The following is a 16739-nucleotide window of genomic DNA, read 5'->3' as shown; positions in this document are numbered from 1 at the left end:
GGGGGGGTCGGGTTGGGGGGGGGGGCGGGGTTGTTTGGGGGCTCAACACCCCAATTGTTGGGTACCCGGCCGCCCCACTAACCGGCACCCACCCCGCCAACCCTCAGGAAACCAGCCTTTGACGTTGAAGTTGCCGGCCAGCGGCCGGCACTACCGCTTCGGCAGGCGCAGGGCTGCAAGCCCTGCCGAACCCCCCTCAATCCTTACTGGAGCAGGGAACGCAGCATCCACGCGTACTTTTCGTGGGTCTGCAGGCGCTGGGTCATCAGATCCTCGGTCGGGGCGTCGTCGGCATCGTCCGCCACATCCAGCACTTCACGCGCCGTACGGCAGACCGCTTCGTTGGCGACCACCAACTGGCGTACCATTTCCCGCCAGTCCGCACTGTCGGTCAGGCCCGGCTCCTCGGCGATCGAGGTCAGCGCAGCAAATTCCCGGTAGGAGCCCGGGGCATTGAAACCCAGCGCACGGATACGTTCGGCCACATCGTCAAGCGCCGCCCACTGCTCGGTGTACTGCGTCTCGAACATGGTGTGCAGCGAGTTGAACATCGACCCGGTCACGTTCCAGTGGAAGTTGTGGGTCTTCAGGTAAAGCGTGAACGCGTCCGCCTGGAACCGCGACAGACCGTCGGCGATCTTCTTGCGGTTGCCCTGGGTGATCCCGATATCGATGTTGGGTGCCGACGGTGCCGCCGCTGCAAGCTTCTGCTTGCCGGTCTTGGGCTTGGTCGTGCTCTTGGTCTTCGCCATGGGGTTCCTCCTTGTGGAATCGTTGGCCTTCACAGTAAATCAGTCTCGATGACTGGTCGCTTTCAAAGTTTTGAACGAACCGATTGATGAACGCTATCGATAAAAATCCGTCACCCCGCCTGCGCCAACAGCGTGCCGCCATCGACGGCGCCATGAGCCGCGACCGGGGCCGTTTGCTGGGAATGCTCTCGCGTTGCCAGGCCAAGCCGCAGGATGCGGCGCTGGCCGCTACCTTCGAGCAGGCCTTGCAGGCGTCGGTGCAGCGCCGACAGGTGCGGGCGCAACAGCAGCCGGCCATTACTCTGGACCCGCAGCTGCCGATTGCGCGTGAAGCCGAGGCGATCATCGGCCTGATCCGCGACCACCAGGTGGTGGTGATCGCCGGTGAAACCGGCTCGGGCAAGACCACCCAGCTGCCGAAACTGTGCCTGGCCGCGGGCCGTGGCCAGGCCGGCATGATCGGCTGCACCCAGCCGCGACGGATTGCCGCACGTGCGGTGGCCAGCCGCGTGGCGCAGGAACTGCAGAGCGAACTGGGCCAGCTGGTCGGCTACCAGGTGCGCTTCAACGACAAGGTCAGCGAAGAGAGCCGCATCAAGTTCATGACCGACGGCATCCTGCTGGCGGAGATCGCCAGTGACCGCTGGCTGTCGAACTACGACACGATCATCGTCGACGAGGCGCACGAACGCAGCCTCAACATCGACTTCCTGCTGGGCTACCTGAAGCAGCTGCTGCGCAAGCGCCCGGACCTGAAGCTGATCGTGACTTCGGCCACCATCGATACCGAACGCTTCGCCCAGCATTTCGACAATGCGCCGGTGATCAGCGTGGAAGGCCGCACCTACCCGGTGGAAGTGCGTTACCGCGCGCTGGAAGGCGAGGGCGAAGAACAGGGCGAGCGCACCGTCAACGACGCCATCGTGTCGGCCATCGACGAGATCACCCGCCTGGATTCGCGCGGCGACGTGCTGATCTTCCTGCCCGGCGAACGCGAGATCCGCGATGCGCACCAGTCGCTGGAGCGCCGCAAGTACCGCAATACCGAGGTGCTGCCGCTGTATGCGCGGCTGTCCAACCAGGACCAGGACCGGGTGTTCAATCCGGGCCCGAACCGGCGCATCGTGCTGGCCACCAACGTGGCCGAAACCTCGCTGACGGTGCCGCGCATCCGCTACGTGGTCGATCCGGGTTTCGCCCGCGTCAAGCGCTACAGCCCGCGCAACAAGCTGGACCGCCTGCACATCGAGCCGATCTCGCAGGCCAGCGCCAACCAGCGCAAGGGCCGCTGCGGCCGCATCGCCGAGGGCATCTGCTACCGCCTGTACGCCGAGGCTGATTTCCAGGCGCGGCCGGAGTTCACCGATCCGGAAATCCGCCGCTCCAGCCTGGCCGGGGTGATCCTGCGCATGCTGCAGCTGGGCCTGGGCCGCATCGAGGAGTTCCCGTTCCTGGAAGCGCCGGATGAGCGCGCGGTGGCCGATGGCTGGCAGCAGCTGACCGAGCTGGGCGCGATCGATGCCGAGCGGCGAATGACCACCATCGGCAAGCAGATGGCCCGCCTGCCGGTGGACGTGAAACTGGCGCGCATGCTGGTGGCTGCGCAGGCTGCTGGCTGCCTGCGGCCGATGCTGGTGATCGCCTCGTTCCTGGGCATCCAGGACCCGCGCGAACGCCCGCCCGAAGCGCGCGGCGCGGCCGACAGCGCGCATGCGCAGTTTGCCGATGGGCGCTCGGAGTTCGTTGGCGTGCTGCGCCTGTGGGATGGCTACCGGCAGGCCCACGAAGACCTGACCCAGTCCAAGCTGCGCGACTGGTGCGGGCGCCATTTCCTCGGTTTCCTGCGCATGCGCGAGTGGCGCGAGCTGCATCGCCAGCTGCGCTTGCTGTGCGAGGAACTGGGCTGGAAGGAAGAAGCCACCGAGGCCTCGATGGCACCGCTGCTGGCCGGCAGCAGTGCGCCGGCCCCGGCGCGTGATGATGCAGCGGCAGTGAAGGCCACCCGTGGCCAGCTGCACCGCGCCGCGCGCCTGGCCCGCGAAGGCAAGGCCGAAGCCGCACCGGCCCCCGTGGCCGTGCGCGCGCAGAAGGAACAGACGCCGGCCGGTGGTGGCTTCAGCGAGCGCGTGCGCGCGGCCGCCTACCAGACCCTGCACCGTGCACTGGTGGCGGGCCTGCCGACGCAGATCGGCCATCGCACCGAGAAGGGTGATTTCCAGGCGCCGCGCCAGCGCCGCTTCCTGCCGTTCCCGGGCTCGGCGCTGTCCAAGCGTCCGCCGCCGTGGCTGCTGGTGGCCAACCTGCTGGACACGCAGAAGGTCTGGGGCATGACCCTGGCCGCGATCGAGCCGGACTGGGTGATTGCCGAGCTGCCGCACCTGCTGCTGCGCAAGCACTTCGACCCGCACTGGTCGCGCGCGCAGGGCCAGGTGTTGGCCTCCGAGCAGATCAGCCTGTTCGGCCTGGTGCTGGCACCGAAGAAGCCGGTGCACTACGGCCGCATCGAACCCGGCGAGGCGCATGACATCTTCGTGCGCCAGGCCCTGGTGACCGGCGAGATCAATACCCGCGCCAGCTTCGTGGCCGACAACCAGAAGGTGCTGGAGCTGGCCCGCGAGGAGGAGGCCAAGCTGCGCCGGGCCGGCATCGTCGCCGACGAGGACTGGCAGGCGCGCTGGTACCTGGACCGCGTACCGCCGCAGATCCATTCGGCCGCCGGCCTGGACACCTGGTGGAAGGCGCTGCCGCCGGAACAGCGCAGGACCCTGCACTGGTCGCTGGTCGACCTGCTGCCGGGTGAGGGCAGCGAGCAGGAGCGTTACCCCAAGTACCTGCCGCTGGGCCAGGCGCGGCTGCCGCTGCACTACCGCTTCGAGCCGGGTGCCGACGATGACGGCGTGACCCTGGACGTGCCGCTGCACCTGCTGAACGCATTGGACCCGGTGCAGCTGGGCTGGCTGGCGCCGGGCTTCGTGGCCGACAAGGCTTCGGCGCTGATCCGCAGCCTGCCCAAGGCGATGCGCCGCAACTACGTGCCGGCACCGGACTTCGGCCGCGCCTTCTTCGAGGCGTTCCCGCAGCCCAGCGCCGATGCCATCACCGGTGAGCTGGCGCGCTTCCTGTCACGCGCGACCGGTGCAACGGTGACGGCGCTCGATTTCGAGCCGGGTTCGATCGAACCGCACCTGCACATGAACCTGCGCCTGCGCGACGAGCAAGGCAAGGTGCTGGCGACCTCGCGTGACCTCGATGCGCTGCGTGCGAAGTTCGGTGGCCGTGCCGGCGATGCCTTCGCTGCGCGTGCCGGTCGCGAAATGGCGGCCGACGGGCTGCGTACGTTCCCGGCGACGCCGATTCCGCTGCAGGTGCCCGGCGAAGCCGGCGTGCCCGCGTACCCGGCGCTGCTGGACGAGGGTGACAGCGTGGCGCTGCGCATCTTCGCCGACCGCCAGCAGGCGCAGGAGGCCCATCCGCTGGGCGTGCGCCGCTTGCTGGAGATCGCCCTCGCGGAGAAGGTGAAGCAGGCACGCAAGCAGCTGCCGGTGGCCCCCAAGACCGGCCTGCTGTACGCGGCCATCGAATCGCAGGAACGCCTGCGTGGCGATCTGGTCGATGCGGCGATGAACGCGGTGCTGGCCGAAGGCCTGGAAGACATCCGCGATGCAGCGGCCTTCGAGCAGCGTCGCGACCATGCGGCCAAGGCGCTGTTCGGCGAGGCGATGTCGCGGTTGAAGCTGGCCGAGACCATTCTGGCGCTGGTGGCCGAACTGAAGCCGCTGCTGGAAGCGCCGCTGATGGGCTGGGCGCGCGGCAACCTGGATGACATGGAAGCGCAGCTGGTCGGCCTGATCCACCCGGGGTTCCTGCGCGATACGCCGGCCGATGCGCTGGCGCAGTATCCGCGCTACCTGAAGGCGATGATCCTGCGTACCGAACGCGCCAAGCGCGATCCGCCGCGCGACCAGGCGCGCATGCTGGAACTGACGCCGTTCCTGGATGCGCTGCGCGAAGGAGATGCGCAGGGCCTGCGCGAGCGTCCGCAGTGGCAGGCGCTGCGTTGGGACCTGGAGGAACTGCGGGTCTCGCTGTTCGCACAGGAGCTGGGTGCGCGCACCGGCATCTCGGCGAAGAAACTGGCACAGCGGGTGACCGCGCTGCGCCAGCTGTAACGCGATGGCGCCGGGCGATGCCCGGCGTCATCGGGTGGGTCGAAACGTTATTTGGTGCGGCGGACCTTCGCCTGGGTGTTCACGCCTTCCACCTTCATGTACCAGACGCCCAGCAGACCGGGGTTCATGCTGACCTTCGGCGACGTCTTGCGGACGCCGGCCAGGGTGGTGGCATCGGTCTGTTCCCAGGTCTGGCCATTGTCCAGGGTATAGATGCGGCCCTTGCCGAAGCCGCGGAACTCGCCCTCCAGCACGCCGGTGATCGGCTCCTTGCTGCCGAAATCGAAGAAGCCGCGGTTCTTGACGATCACTTCCTGGCGGCCTTCCTCGCGCGCTTCTTCGCGCACGGCGGCCACGGCTTCGGTGGTGGCTGCTTCGACCTTGCCCTGCAGCCAGCGGTTGAGCGTGGCCAGTTCGGTGGCGCTGAGTTTGTCCAGTCCGGCGGCCTTGAACTCCTGCGGGCTCATCTGCTGCTGCAGATCGCCATCGACAACGCGCTGGGCCAGGGCCGGCAACGCAACGGTGCACAGAACGAGGGCGACACACAGCGGGCGCAGCAGACGCAGGGGCATGGCGTTTCTCCTGGATGTGGCCCGAGTGTAGAGCAGCGCAGGCGACGCGGCACCTGCCCTAGGGCGTGCGCTGCGACCGCCAGGCGCTGACCGGCCGGGCCTGCTCATCCATGCGCACGGTCACCACCCGGTGCCGGCGCAGGGTGTGCATCACCTGCGGCGGCGCCTGCAGCCGGACCTGCACCGCGGCATCCGCCACGTCCGAACGACGCAGGCGGCGGTCGGCATCGGCAAACCGGGCGCGGTTGTACTCGGCCCAGCCGATCAGCAGCAGCCCGCACAGCAGGGCGATGATCGGCAGTGAGGCCAGGATGAAGGGGTCGACCGCATTGCGCTGCAGGTACAGGCGTTCCCAGCCGGCGTGGATGCCGACCACCCAGGCAACTAGCGTGACCAGCGGCACCCACAGCCAGGCGTAGGCCGACCAGGCCAGCAGGGTGGCTGCGCGCTGCAGGAAACGTTTCTGCCGTCCCAGGCGCTCGGGACGGACGATGACAGGTCGTGGCGTCATGAAACCCCTCGGTCCGGGCTGATCCAGCGTGCGCGGCGTTGTTGCCGCCAGGAAAGCAGGGTGCGCGGCAGGGCCACAACCGCGGCGGCCATGCCGATGGTCCAGAAGGCGAGCGGGTACCAGATGACCCAGTAGAACTGGCGCGCCAGGCCGCGTTCGTAGCGGCGTTCGATCAGCAGGCTGGTACCGAACTGCAGCAGGCACAACAGGGCCAGCATCACGCCATGCCAGCGCGGCAGCAGGGTATCCACGTACAGGGCGCGCGGCAGCGGCATCACCTTGCCCAGCAGCCACAGCAGCACGATGACCAGCATGGTGTAGGCCCACGCCAGGCTCAGCGCATATTCCAGCAGTACGCCCCACATCCGCCGCCGGCGCCAGGACAGCACCTTGCGGCCGTGCTGCAGCAGCACTTCCACGCCGCCGCGGGCCCAGCGCAGGCGCTGCCGCCACAGCCCGCGCAGGGTCTCGGGCATCAGCACCCAGCTCAGCGCATTGGGTTCGTAGCGGATATCCCAGCCATCCAGCTGCAGGCGCCAGGAGATGTCGATGTCCTCGGTGACCATGCGGTCGTTCCAGAAGCCGACCCGGTGCAGCGCAGTGCGGCGGAACGCGCAGATGGCGCCGGACAGGGTGAACAACCGGCCATACCCGCGCTGGGCGCGCTTGATCAGGCCGATGATGGCGGAGAACTCGCCCACCTGCATGCGTGCCAGCAGGGTGGTGCGGTTGCGCACGCGCGGGTTGCCGGTGACCGCGCCCACGCGTCGGCCGTCGACCAGGTGGCCGACCATCCAGCGCGTGGCATGCGGGTCCAGCAGCACATCGGCATCGACGCAGACCAGGTATTCCGAGCGCGCCGCCAGTGCGCCGATGCGCAGTGCGTTGGCCTTGCCCTGGTTTTCTTCCAGGTGCACCACGCGCAGGTTCGGGTACTGCGGCAGCAGGCCCTCCAGCACCGTACCGCTGGCGTCGCTGCTGCCATCGTTGATGGCGATGATTTCCAGCCGTGGATACACCTGCGCGGCGATCGCGTGGATCGTGTCGGCGATGTGGGTGGCTTCGTTGAAACAGGGCACCAGTACGCTGACCGGCGGCTGGCTGCGCAGTGGCGGCGGCGCGTCAGGGCGCGGCGCACCGCGTTCGCGGCGCAGGTAGTAGTAGATGCCGCCGACCATCCAGAAGAAGGCCATCACCACCGGATAGAAGAAGGCGAAATTGAACAGCAGCGTGACGAGTGAAACGTTTTCCATCCACGACATCGGCACTCCCCGCAGGCATGCTGCGGAACACCACCGCAGCGGCCTCGACCATGCCGCGCCGTTTGTAAACCCGATGTGGTTCCCTGAACCATCCAGTCAGGAAGCAGGTGCCGCGCCTGCCGCCACCGTCAGGTGCCGGCATGAACACATGAGCGCCGATGGTGGCCTTGGCGATTGTTCCTGAACGGGCGGAGCGTTACCGTAGAGCCCTCTGTCTTTGATGTCCGACTGCTGTGAACCGCGCGTCTGTCCCCGGCCTGGAAGCCTTGTTGAACCGCCCTGCGGCGGCGGTGCTGCCCGCGCCGCTGCGCGAAGCCCTGCTGCAGCTGTGGGAAGCTGCCGATACCTCGCACGAGATGCGCGGCAGCAGCTGGTCGGTGCTGGCCGATACGCTGGATGCGCTGGCCCTGCTGTCGGCCGACGAAGGCGCGGTGCTTGCTGCGCTGCTGTTCGACCTGCCGGGCCTGCGCGCGCACCTGGACACATTGCCGATGGGCGGCCACAAGACGGCGGTGATCGGCCTGCTCGACGGCCAGGACGCTGCCGACCCGGTCTGGGCGCTGCATGCTGGCCGCGAGGCGGGGCGCAACAGCGAAGGCCTGCGCCGCCTGCTGCTGGCCATCATCCACGACCTGCGGGTGGTGCCGATCCTGCTGGCCCGCCAGCTGGCACGCATGCGTGCAGCCGACAAGCTCGACGAAGAGCAGCGTCGCGCACTGGCCCAGCTGACCCGTGACATCCATGCCCCGCTGGCCAACCGCCTGGGCATCTGGCAGTTGAAGTGGGAACTGGAAGACCTGGCGTTCCGCCACCTGGAGCCGGACACCTACCGCCGCATCGCACGCGAGGTGGACGAGACGCGCATCGCCCGCGAGCGCTACGTCGAGCACGTCAAGAAGACGCTGTCGCGCGAGCTGGCCGCACAGGGCATCCATGCCGAAGTGAGCGGGCGGCCGAAGCACATCTACAGCATCTGGCGGAAGATGCAGAAGAAGCGGCTGGCCTTCGACCAGCTGTATGACATCCGTGCGGTGCGGGTGATGGTCGACGACGTGGCCGCCTGCTACGCCGCGCTGGGCGTGGTGCATGCGCTGTGGGCGCCGGTGCCCAGTGAGTTCGACGATTACATCGCCCGCCCCAAGGCCAACGATTACCGTTCGCTGCACACCGCCGTGGTCGGCCCGGAAGGGCGCACCATCGAAGTGCAGATCCGTACCCACGACATGCATGCGCAGGCCGAGCTGGGCGTGGCCGCGCACTGGAAGTACAAGGAAGGCAGCAAGGGCGCCGAGAAGGCCTTCGATCGCAAGATCACCTGGATGCGCCAGCTGCTGGAGCAGGCGCAGGACGGGCAGGGCAACGAACTGGCCGGCGCGCTCGATGCCGAGCTGACCGAAGACCGGGTCTACGCACTGAGCCCGAAGGACGAGGTGCTGGACCTGCCGCAGGGCGCCACCCCGCTCGATTTCGCCTACCAGGTGCACACCATGGTCGGCCACCGCTGCCGTGGCGCCAAGGTCAACGGCCGCATCGTGCCGCTCACCTACCGGCTGCGCAGCGGCGACCGGGTGGAGATCCTGACCGGCAAGGAGGCCGACCCGCGCCGCGACTGGCTGATGCCGGCGCTGGGCTTCCTGGCCAGCAACCGTTCGCGCGAAAAGGTGCGCAGCTGGTTCCACAAGCTGGACCGCGCGCGCAACGTGCAGGCCGGCCGCGAGCTGCTGGAGCGCGAACTGAAGCGGCTGGGCCTGCAGCATTCGGACCTGGCCGCGGCCGCGAAGAAATTCCATGCCGACAGCGTCGACGACCTGTACATCCAGGTGGCGCTGGGCGATACCGGGCCCAACCAGGTCAGTCGTGCGCTGCTGGAAGCCGAGCGTTCGGCGAGCCAGCCGGCGCCCGCGCCGACCCTGCCGCGGCCGACCGCGCGCCGCGAGAACCTGGGCAAATCCAAATTCACCGTGCAGGGCGTCGGCAACCTGCTGGTGCAGCTGGCGCGCTGCTGTCAGCCGGTGGCCGGCGAGCCCATCGTCGGTTACCTGACCCGCAGCCGGGGTGTCACTGTGCATCGTGCAGACTGCGCGTCGCTGGCGCGCCTGTCCGCCGCCAGCCCGCAGCGCATCCTGCCGGTGGAATGGGGCCAGGCCGGCAACGGTTACGAAGTGGACGTGGTGGTCGACGCGGTCGACCGCCGCTGGCTGCTGAAGGACATCACCAACCTGATCGCACAGGAAGACGCGTACGTGCTCGATATCCACAGTGGCAACGTGCGCAACAGCGGCCGCGCGCACCTGCGCCTGCGCCTGAAGGTGAGCGATTACGGCCAGCTGTCGAACCTGCTGGGCAAGCTGGATGCACTGCCGGGCGTGAGCGAGGCGCGTCGTCTGGGCTGAGCTTCACGCTGCCCCGGCTACCCTGCACGCATGGAACGCGAGCCCCCGCATCGCCGCCACGGCGCCGACCACCCCGCGCTGGACCGCGTTCGCCGCGAGGGCCGCTGGTGGTGGCTGCAGGCACGCCACGCACGCCGGGTCTGGCGCTGGACACTGCTGGCGGCGGTGGTGGTGTTCGTGGCGCTGGTGCTGCTGCGCAAGCCGCTGGCCGACTGGTTCTGGGACGAACCGCAGATTGAACAGCTGCTGGCCGAGGGCGATCGCGCGCTGGCCGCGGGGCGGCTGACCGCGGCCGATGGCAGCGGTGCCCGCGAACGCTACCAGGCCGCGCTGGCCCTCGACAATGATCGCCTGCAGGCGCGACAGGGGCTGGCAAGCACCGGCGTGGCGGCGCTGCGGCAGGCGCATGAGCGGCTGCAGGCCGATGATCTCGACGGAAGCGCGCAGGCGCTCGCGCTGGCCCGCGAACTGCAGGTGCCGCAGGGCCAGGCCGATGCCGTCGCGCGGCAGCTGCAGGCACGGCGCAGTGCGGGCGCGGGGATCGGCGCATTGCTGGCGCAGGCGCGCAATGCCTTCGCGGCCGGCCGCCTGGATGAGGGCGACAGCAGTGCGCTGCCGCTGTTCCAGCGCATCCTGGCCCTGCAGCCGGACAACCTGCCGGCGCTGGAAGGGCGCGAGGATGCCCTGAGCGACCTGCTGCAGCGCGCACGCGCGCTGGCTGCACGCGGCGAGCTGGCGCAGACTGCAACCCTGCTGCAGCGTGCACGCCAGTTCGATGCCGGTCACAGCGATCTGCCGGCCAGCCAGGAAGCGCTGGCGCGCGCGGTCGACCAGCGCCTGCGGCAGGGCCAGCGTGCGCTGCAGCAGCAGACGCTGGACGCCGCGGCCAACGCCTTCGACGCCGTGCTGGCAGTGGCGCCCGATGATCCCAATGCATTGCGCGGCCGCGAACAGACGGCGCAGGCGCTGCTGGCACGCAGCCAGCGCCAAGCCGCCGATTTCCAGTTCGAAGCGGCCGAGACCGACCGTGCGCGTGCCGCTGCACTCGGCGCATCGCAGGCGGCATTGCAGCAGGCTGCGCAACGCATCCAGCGCGCCCAGCACGCGCGGCAGGCACAGCAGCAGCCGGTATTGAGCACGGCCCAGCGCGAGCGGAAACTGCGTGATCACCTGCGCCAGATCGATCGCGCCGAGCGCGAAGGACGCTGGATCAGCCCGCCCGGGCACAGCGCGTTCGACGCGCTGCGTGAGGCACAGGCGCTGGCGCCGCGCGATGCACGGGTGAGGGCGGCTGCGGCGCGCCTGCTGCCGGCCAGCCGGCAGTGTTTCGATGACAACCTGCGGCAGAACCGGGTGCAGGCCGCGGGCGCCTGCCTGCAGGCCTGGCAGACCCTGGCGCCGACCGCGGCGGGCCTGCCGTCGGCACGGGTGCGGCTGGCACAGCGCTGGCTGGCCATCGGCAGCGAGCGGTTGGGCCGCGGCGACGTGGCCTTCGCCGCGGCCGCCGTCGACCAGGTGCGCCAGCTGCAGCCGGACCTGCCGGAGCTGGCTGCGTTCGAGCAGCGCCTGCGGCAGGCCGGCGGGCGGCTGGATTAGTCGAAGAACACCCGCTGCACGGTGGCCCGCGCCGCATCCAGCGAGAAGTGCTGGGCGACGTTGGCCAGGCCCGCATCGGACAGCTGCTGCCACAGCTGCGGGTCCTGGTAGAGGCGCACGACCTCGGCCGCGAACGTGGCGGCGTCATCGGCCACCAGCACGTCCTGGCCCGGCTGCAGGTGCATGCCTTCCACCGCGCACGTGGTGCCGACCACCGGCTGGCCATGGGCCATGCTCAGGTTGATCTTGCCCTTCACCCCGGCGCCGAAGCGCAGCGGGGCAATGGCGATGCGCGCACCGTCCATGTACGGCACGATGTCCTCGACGAAGCCGTGCATCTCCACCCCGGGCTGGCCGGCGGCCAGCGCCAGCAGGCTGTCCGGCGCGGCCGCGCCGATGCAGTGCAGGCGCACCTGCGGCAGCTGCGCGCGGATGCCGGCGAAGACCTCGCCGATGAACCATTCCATCGCATCCAGGTTCGGCGGGTGGCGGAAACCACCGACGAATACCAGATCGTGGCGCTGTGCATACGGCGCGCCCGCGCCGGCCACTTCATGCAGGTTGGAGATCAGTTCCACCCGTACGCGCGGTGCATCGGCCTGCAGCTGTTCGCGCTCGGCGGCACTGACCAGCACGGTGACATCGCACTGCTCCATCACCGCCAGTTCGCTGCTGCGGGTGCGTTCGGCCGCACGCAGCAGGCCGGCATCACCGGCCACTTCGGCGCCGCGACGCTCGCGCAGGTAGTGCAGGTCCACCGTGTCGAACACGGTGCGTGCCTGCGGCGCGTAGCGCTTGAGCAGGGGCAGGCATTCGTTGGCCACGTGGTGGCGTACCAGCAGGGCCACGTCGAAGCGTGCACCGTGGCTGCGCAGCCAGCCGGCCACGCCCTCGATGAACGGTGCGTACCAGACTTCCACGCCCATCCGCTGCAGGGCTTCGGTGGCCGCGCCGCCGTGCTCGCGCCGGGTCGGCACGAACACCGCGTGGGCCCCGGCCTGCAGCAGCAGGCGGATCAGGTTGACCTGGCGCAGCGAGGCCGAATCGCGCTCCGGGCGCGGCACTTCCTCGTCCAGGATCAGCACCTGGCGGCGGCCGCGGTACAGCAGGGCGGGCGAGGGCACTTCGCCCACGGCCGGGTGGCGCGCCAGTTCGGTGGCCCACTTGGCAGCAAAGATGCCCTGGTTGCGCATCTGGTAGGCCTTCACCCCGCTGCCGGTATCGGTGCCGTTGCTGGTGCCTTCATCGTGGATGACCCGGCTGGCCGGCTGCACCAGCACGCGGCGGCCCAGCGCCCGCACGCTGAAGGCCAGGTCGGTGTCTTCGTAGTAGGCCGGCCGGTAGCGGGTATCGAAGCCGCCGAGCTGCTGCCAAAGCCCTCGCGGCAACATCAGCGCCGCACCCGAGCAGTAGTCCACGTCGCGCAGGCTGGCATAGCGCGGGTCGTCGGCAGCCTCGAAGCGGCCATAGCTCCAGCCACTGCCGTCGGCGAAGATCACCCCGCCCGATTCCTGCAGGCGGCCATCGGGATAGAGCAGCTGGCTGCCGACCAGGCCGGCCTCCGGCACCGCAGTGAAGGTGTCCAGCAGGGCGTCCAGCCAGCCCGGCTGCGGCACCGTATCGTTGTTCAGCAGCACCACGTACTGGCCGCGCGCGCGCTCCACGCCGTCATTGCAGGCGTCGATGAAACCGCCGTTGCGCTCACGCACCTCGTAACGCAGGCCGGCGATCTGCGGCATCCACTGCACGGTGGCGTCGCTGCTGCCGTCGTCGACCACCAGGATCTCGCAGGCGGCCGCCGGCGGATGCGCGGCCAGCGCCCGCAGGCAGGCCAGGGTGTGATCGGCGTGGTTGTAGACCGGGATGATGATGCTCACCACGGGCGATTCGCTGAAAGGCACGCTGAACGGCGCGAACGCCTGTGTGGCCGGCAGGTACAGCGGGGCACGCGGGGCCGGCACGGCGCGCTGGCTGTGCACCCGGATGCGCTGCCAGGTGGCCCGCCAGCCGCGGGTCCGCAGGCTGGCCAGGCTGCGCCGGGCCAGGCCCGTCAGGCGATTGATCAGGTAGCGGATTTCGGCCAAAGACATCGCCATCCGGTTGCAACTCCAGCTTAAGCGGGGGAACACGGGGGAATCCGCCAGCCACGGTGGCTGGGGTAGACTCGCCTGACCCTACATTCTCGCATTCCCGTGCCCCGACGCTACGATTCCGACGACATCGATGATTTCGACGACGACGACCAGCAGGACTCCGGTCCCCTGTGGCGCCGCCGGTTGATCACCTGGACCATGGCGGCAGTCGCGTTGGGACTGGGTTTCCTCATTCCCTATACGCTGTACCTGAACCAACAGGTCACCCAGCGTTTTGGCGAACTGCGCTGGCAGATTCCGACGCGTGTCTACGCGCGCCCGCTGGTGCTGGTGCCAGGCAAGGCCATGGACGCGGCCACGCTGAAGACCGAACTGGCCGCCTCGGCCTACCGCGATGATGGCCAGGGCAAGGACCCGGCCACCTATGCGGTGCAGGGCGGGCGATTCACCATTTCCAGCCGCGGCTACAACGATGTCGATGGCCACGTCGCTGCCAGGCGCGTGGAACTGTCGCTGTCCGGCGGCAGCATCGCGTCGCTGCGTGATCCCGATTCGCGCAAGGCACTGAAGGCCGCCCGCCTGGATCCGGCGCGCATCGCCACGCTGTACGGGCAGAAGCAGGAAGAGCGCCGCCTGATCCGCATGAACGAAGCGCCGGACCTGCTGGTGACCGGCCTGCAGGCGGTGGAGGACAAGGACTTCAACCGCCACCACGGCATCGACCTGTCCGGCATCGCGCGCGCGGTGTGGGTGACCATCCGTTCCGGTGGCCAGAGCCGCCAGGGCGCGTCCACGCTGACCCAGCAGCTGGCCCGCAGCGGCCTGCTCGGCATCGGCAAGGAACAGACCCTCACCCGCAAGTTCAATGAAGTGCTGTACGCGCTGATCATGGAAGCGCGCTACGACAAGCGCACCATTTTCGAGGCCTACCTCAACCAGGTGTACCTCGGCCAGCGCGGCAGCCAGGCGATCCACGGCATGTCCTCCGGCGCCGAGTTCTGGTTCGGTCGCGACCTGTCTTCGCTGGACACCGAGCACATCGCGCTGCTGATCGGCCTGGTCAAGGGCCCGTCCTACTACGACCCGCGGCGCAACCCGGAGCGCGCGACCGACCGCCGCAACTTCGTGCTGGGCAAGCTGCACGAAGCAACCCTGATCGACGACGCCGAGTACCAGCGCGCGCTGAAGGCGCCGCTGGGCGTGCCCAAGAGCCCGGGCCTGGTGGCGGCCAACCGCTTCCCCGCCTATGTCGACCTGGTGCGTCGTCAGCTTGGCCATGACTACCCCGAATCGGCCCTGCAGGGCGCCGGGCTGAGCGTGATGAGCGGCATGTCGCCGTCCGCGCAGGCCTACGCCGAAGGCGCGGTCACCCGCACCATCAAGTCGCTGGAGAGCAAGCGTCGCCCCGAGCTGCAGGCGGGCATGGTGATGACCGACGTGCACAACGGCGACGTGGTGGCGGTGATCGGCAGCCGCGAAGTCTCCGAGGTCGGCTTCAACCGTGCCATCGAGGCACAGCGCCCGGTCGGTTCGCTGCTGAAGCCCTTCGTGTACCTGCTGGCCCTGGCCCAGCCCGACCGTTATTCGCTGGCCAGCTGGGTGGATGATTCACCGGTGACGGTGCAGCTCGGCCGCGGCCGCAACTGGAGCCCCGGCAACGCGGACAACCGAAGCCACGGTACGGTGCGGCTGATCGACGCGCTCGCCCACTCCTACAACCAGGCCACCGTGCGCATGGGCATGCAGGTCGGTCCGGAGCGGGTGACCCAGCTGATCCACGTGCTGGCCGGCATCAAGGCCGAGGCGAACCCGGCGGTGATCCTCGGCTCGACCGACCAGAGCCCGTACGCGATGGCCCAGCTGTACCAGTTCCTGGCCTCCGGTGGCGAGATCCAGCCGCTGCATGCGGTGCGCGGCGTGCTCGACCCGCAGGGCAAGCTGCTCAAGCGCTACGACAAGACCCCGGCCCCGGCCCAGGAAGGCGATTCGATTGCCGCCAACCTTATCAGCATCGGCCTGCAGCAGGTGGTCGCCAGCGGCACCGCGCAGCGCCTGAACGCCGATGGCCTGGGCCGCCTGCAGCCGGCTGGCAAGACCGGCACCACCAACGATGGCCGCGACAGCTGGTATGCCGGTTACACCGGCGACCACCTGGCGGTGATCTGGATGGGCAACGACCAGAACGAACAGGCTGGCCTCTACGGCGCCACCGGTGCGATGCGGGTGTGGTCGGGCATCTTCCAGCGCCTGCCGAGTGCGCCGCTGAAGGTCAGCAACAAGGGCCTGGACTGGCAGTCGGTGGCCGCCACCGGTACCAACAGCACCGATGAAGGCTGTCCCGGCGCACGCCGCTTCCCGTTCGTGGTCGGCTACGCGCCGGCCTACGCCCCCTGCGCCCCGGCCGCGTTGCCGGACGAGCAGGGCGGTGAAAGCGAAGGCGGTGGCTGGCGCAGCTGGTTCGGCCTGGACCGCAAGCAGGAACCCCCTGCCGCCGAACCTGCCGCAGCGCCCGCTGCCGCCACTCCTCCTCCCAGCCGGTGATGCCGATGACTCTTCGATCCCTGTATCCGCTGCTGGCCGTGACCGGCCTGAGCCTGGCCCTGGCCGCCTGCGTGAGCAGCCCGCCGCCGGCAGCCAAGCCGGTGGACACCACCACGCCGGCACAGCGCCTGGCCAACGTGGAAGCCGCCGCTGGCCCGGACGACAAGGAACTGTCGGTGCAGCCGCTGCGTGATTCGCAGGTGGAAGACCTGCGCCAGACCGCGCTGGCCCAGCGCCAGGGCAATGACCTGGCCGCGGCCGCTGGCAGCCTGGACCAGGCGCTGCAGATCGTGGCGGGCGACCCGGCGGTGCTGCAGGAACGCGCGGAGATCGCGCTGCTGCAGGGGCAGTGGGCCGAGGCGGAGACGTTCGCGCGCAAGGCGGTGGACCTGGGTTCGAAGACGGGGCCGCTGTGCCGCCGGCACTGGGCGACGATCGAGCAGTCGCGCCTGGCGCGGGGCGAGAAGGAGAATGCGGTGTCGGCGCATGCGCAGATTGAAGGGTGCACGGTGCCGGGGATCAAGCGGTACTGAGTTTCCAGCCAACGGCGCAGCCCCTCGTGGCTGGCCGGTCGAGTCGACTGTTAGTCGACTGGCCTTGCGAGGTGGGCCGGGGGGGGGGGGGGGGGGGGGGGGGGGCGTTTGACCCACAAAAACCGGCCCCCCACCCCTTCTTGTTTCCGTTCGACCCACCGCTTCTGAAACCAGTCGAGCAAGCGCGACGCCACGAAGCACGTCCATCCGCCACCGGGAAACTGTCGAGGGTGGGGGGCGGCGCGGGGTGGGGAGCGCTCGAGCCCCCGATGTTCTCGGAGCCCGGACCCCCCCCCGGGGACGCGGGGGGGGGGGGG

Annotated in this window: 10 protein-coding genes; 5 read left to right on the top strand and 5 right to left on the bottom strand. The window is 69.3% G+C overall.

Annotated elements, in window-relative coordinates; genetic code table 11:
• Positions 1–203: 203 nt before the first annotated feature.
• Positions 204–752 (bottom strand): Dps family protein, encoded by a 549-nt coding sequence (locus ACVOK1_RS17630; RefSeq protein ID WP_108753905.1) that lies wholly within the window; start codon positions 750–752, stop codon positions 204–206.
• 86 nt (positions 753–838) lie between these two features.
• On the opposite strand from ACVOK1_RS17630, the gene hrpA reads away from it, so the two are divergent.
• Entirely contained in the window at positions 839–4921 is a 4083-nt protein-coding gene (gene hrpA / locus ACVOK1_RS17625) for an ATP-dependent RNA helicase HrpA (RefSeq protein ID WP_481562808.1), read from the top strand.
• 47 nt (positions 4922–4968) lie between these two features.
• Here the strand turns inward: hrpA and ACVOK1_RS17620 are convergent, their stop codons facing one another.
• Genes ACVOK1_RS17620 through pgaC form a run of 3 tightly spaced genes read right to left on the bottom strand, consistent with a single transcriptional unit; the run spans position 4969 to position 7257 of the window.
• Complete coding sequence (locus tag ACVOK1_RS17620; RefSeq protein WP_108769703.1) at positions 4969–5493, bottom strand: hypothetical protein; 525 nt, start codon at positions 5491–5493, stop codon at positions 4969–4971.
• Positions 5494–5551: 58 nt separating this feature from the next.
• Entirely contained in the window at positions 5552–6004 is a 453-nt protein-coding gene (pgaD, locus tag ACVOK1_RS17615) for a poly-beta-1,6-N-acetyl-D-glucosamine biosynthesis protein PgaD (protein WP_481562807.1), read from the bottom strand.
• Entirely contained in the window at positions 6001–7257 is a 1257-nt protein-coding gene (pgaC, locus tag ACVOK1_RS17610; RefSeq protein WP_481562809.1) for a poly-beta-1,6-N-acetyl-D-glucosamine synthase, read from the bottom strand. Before pgaC ends, pgaD begins: the two co-directional genes overlap by 4 nt.
• 242 nt (positions 7258–7499) lie before the next feature.
• Here pgaC and ACVOK1_RS17605 point away from each other — a divergent pair, with 242 nt between their 5' ends.
• Both ACVOK1_RS17605 and ACVOK1_RS17600 read left to right on the top strand, forming a co-directional pair.
• Entirely contained in the window at positions 7500–9659 is a 2160-nt protein-coding gene (locus ACVOK1_RS17605) for a RelA/SpoT family protein (protein ID WP_481562806.1), read from the top strand.
• 30 nt (positions 9660–9689) lie between these two features.
• A complete protein-coding gene (locus ACVOK1_RS17600; protein ID WP_481562805.1) occupies positions 9690–11255 on the top strand; it encodes a hypothetical protein in 1566 nt (521 codons plus the stop codon).
• Here the strand turns inward: ACVOK1_RS17600 and ACVOK1_RS17595 are convergent.
• Entirely contained in the window at positions 11252–13351 is a 2100-nt protein-coding gene (locus ACVOK1_RS17595) for a glycosyltransferase (RefSeq protein ID WP_481562804.1), read from the bottom strand. The two genes, ACVOK1_RS17600 and ACVOK1_RS17595, sit on opposite strands and share 4 nt — an antisense overlap.
• Positions 13352–13447: 96 nt before the next feature.
• On the opposite strand from ACVOK1_RS17595, the gene mrcB reads away from it, so the two are divergent.
• Complete coding sequence (mrcB, locus tag ACVOK1_RS17590) at positions 13448–15889, top strand: penicillin-binding protein 1B (RefSeq protein ID WP_481562803.1); 2442 nt, start codon at positions 13448–13450, stop codon at positions 15887–15889.
• On the top strand, positions 15889–16422 hold the full coding sequence (locus ACVOK1_RS17585; RefSeq protein WP_108769697.1) for a hypothetical protein: 534 nt from the start codon (positions 15889–15891) through the stop codon (positions 16420–16422). Before mrcB ends, ACVOK1_RS17585 begins: the two co-directional genes overlap by 1 nt.
• The last annotated feature ends 317 nt before the right edge of the window (positions 16423–16739 follow it).

This window comes from Stenotrophomonas sp. STEN087, from assembly GCF_056759115.1.
This window is presented reverse-complemented; position numbering and strand designations above follow the sequence as displayed.

Excerpts from the sequence above, each read along its gene's own strand:
- ACVOK1_RS17600 (WP_481562805.1), top strand. The coding sequence starts at position 9,690 with ATGGAACGCGAGCCCCCGCATCGCCGCCACGGCGCCGACCACCCCGCG.
- pgaD (WP_481562807.1), bottom strand. The coding sequence starts at position 6,004 with ATGACGCCACGACCTGTCATCGTCCGTCCCGAGCGCCTGGGACGGCAG.
- ACVOK1_RS17585 (WP_108769697.1), top strand. The coding sequence starts at position 15,889 with ATGCCGATGACTCTTCGATCCCTGTATCCGCTGCTGGCCGTGACCGGC.
- ACVOK1_RS17630 (WP_108753905.1), bottom strand. The coding sequence starts at position 752 with ATGGCGAAGACCAAGAGCACGACCAAGCCCAAGACCGGCAAGCAGAAG.
- hrpA (WP_481562808.1), top strand. The coding sequence starts at position 839 with ATGAACGCTATCGATAAAAATCCGTCACCCCGCCTGCGCCAACAGCGT.
- ACVOK1_RS17595 (WP_481562804.1), bottom strand. The coding sequence starts at position 13,351 with ATGGCGATGTCTTTGGCCGAAATCCGCTACCTGATCAATCGCCTGACG.
- pgaC (WP_481562809.1), bottom strand. The coding sequence starts at position 7,257 with ATGGAAAACGTTTCACTCGTCACGCTGCTGTTCAATTTCGCCTTCTTC.
- ACVOK1_RS17620 (WP_108769703.1), bottom strand. The coding sequence starts at position 5,493 with ATGCCCCTGCGTCTGCTGCGCCCGCTGTGTGTCGCCCTCGTTCTGTGC.